Source organism: Streptomyces sp. NPDC110618, assembly GCF_055657065.1.
Window position 1 is genome coordinate 1 of sequence record NZ_JBVKBN010000053.1, and the last position, 1,349, is coordinate 1,349.

The window sequence follows — 1,349 nt, forward strand, 5'->3', positions numbered from 1 at the left end:
GGATGCTCCTATGGATGTCAAGCGGCTTCGGCGAGGTCGCTGTGGGTGGCGTCGCGCCCGGTGTGCGGTGTGTGGAGTGACTTGATGAGGATGCGGTAGACCTCGCGGGCGACGTGGCGTTTCAGGCAGCGCATGATGTCCTTCTTCGCCAGGCCCTCGCCGGTCCGTCGTTCGACGTAGGCGCGGGTTCGTTCGTCCCAGCGCATGCGGCTGAGGACGATGGTGTGCAGGGCTCGGTTGGCGGCGCGGTCGCCGCCGCGGTTGAGCCGGTGACGGTCCCTGCGTCCGGAGGATGCCGGTATCGGGGCGGCGCCGCAGAGGTGGGCGAAGGCGGCCTCGGAGGTCAGGCGGTCGGGGTTGTCGCCGGCGGTGGCCAGGAGCTGGCCGGCTACGTCCGCTCCGACGCCTTTGAGCGCCAGCAGCTCGGGGGCGGCCCGGGTGGTGAGCGGCTTCAGTTCGGCCTCCAGCTCGTCGATCTCCTCGGTCAGGGCCAGGATCCGTCGGCCCAGGCGGCGCAGGGCGGCCTTGGCCGCCTGGGCGGGGTCGGCGAGGTCGGTGCCCGGCCGGAGGCGGGCGCATGCCTTCGCCAGGGCGTCGGCCGTCAGCCCGCGCAGCTGGGCCCGCAGGGTTTCCGGTGCGGTGACCAGGAGCTGGCGGGCCTGGTTGATGGCCTGGGTGCGGGATTTCACTGCTGAGCGGCGTACCACCCGCAGGGTGCGGACCGCCTCGACGATGCCGTCCCGGCTCTTCGGTGTGCCGGTGGCCCGGCCGGAAGCGACCGCCTCGGCGGCGGCGTAGGCGTCGATCGGATCGGACTTGCCCTTCACCCGGCGTGTCCTGCGGTCGGGCCGGTCGACCTCGACGACCTTCAGTCCGGTCCGTCGCAGTGTCCGGGCCAGCTCGGCGCCGTAGGCGCCGGTGCCTTCCACTCCGACGGCCGTCACCGTGCCGAACGAGCGCAGCCAGGACAGCAGTTGGCGGTATCCGGTGCCGGTGGCGGGGAACTCGCGGTCGGCCAGGTGGCGGCCTATCCGGTCGACCACCGCCGCGTGGTGGGTCTCGCCGTGGGTGTCGACGCCGCCTGTGACTTCCAGGGTCTGGTCCGTCATGCTGGTCACTGCCGTCCTCTCGCTGATCCCGGTGGGCGGCACGCGCCGGCCGGGCGGGCGGACAAGACAGTGGTGGGGCTTCTGGACCAAGCTCCTATGAGGTCACGGACGCCCGTCCGGTCGCGTGCGGTGACTTCCCCGGACGGGCCGACGGATCCCCTTGAGGACAGCCAGTCGGCGTCGGTCAGTCCATGAGTCAGACCCACCCGGAGAAGCCACCAACATCCTCACTGTCAGTCC

At 71.8% G+C, this 1,349-nt stretch carries 1 protein-coding gene; it reads right to left on the reverse strand.

Features of this window, described 5'->3' with window-relative positions; genetic code table 11:
• Positions 1–17: 17 nt before the first annotated feature.
• Complete coding sequence (locus tag ACZ7L7_RS37180; protein ID WP_453603512.1) at positions 18–1,109, reverse strand: IS110 family RNA-guided transposase; 1,092 nt, start codon at positions 1,107–1,109, stop codon at positions 18–20.
• Positions 1,110–1,349: the final 240 nt, after the last annotated feature.

Coding starts and splice junctions, on each gene's coding strand:
- ACZ7L7_RS37180 (WP_453603512.1), bottom strand. CDS start 1,109: ATGACGGACCAGACCCTGGAAGTCACAGGCGGCGTCGACACCCACGGC.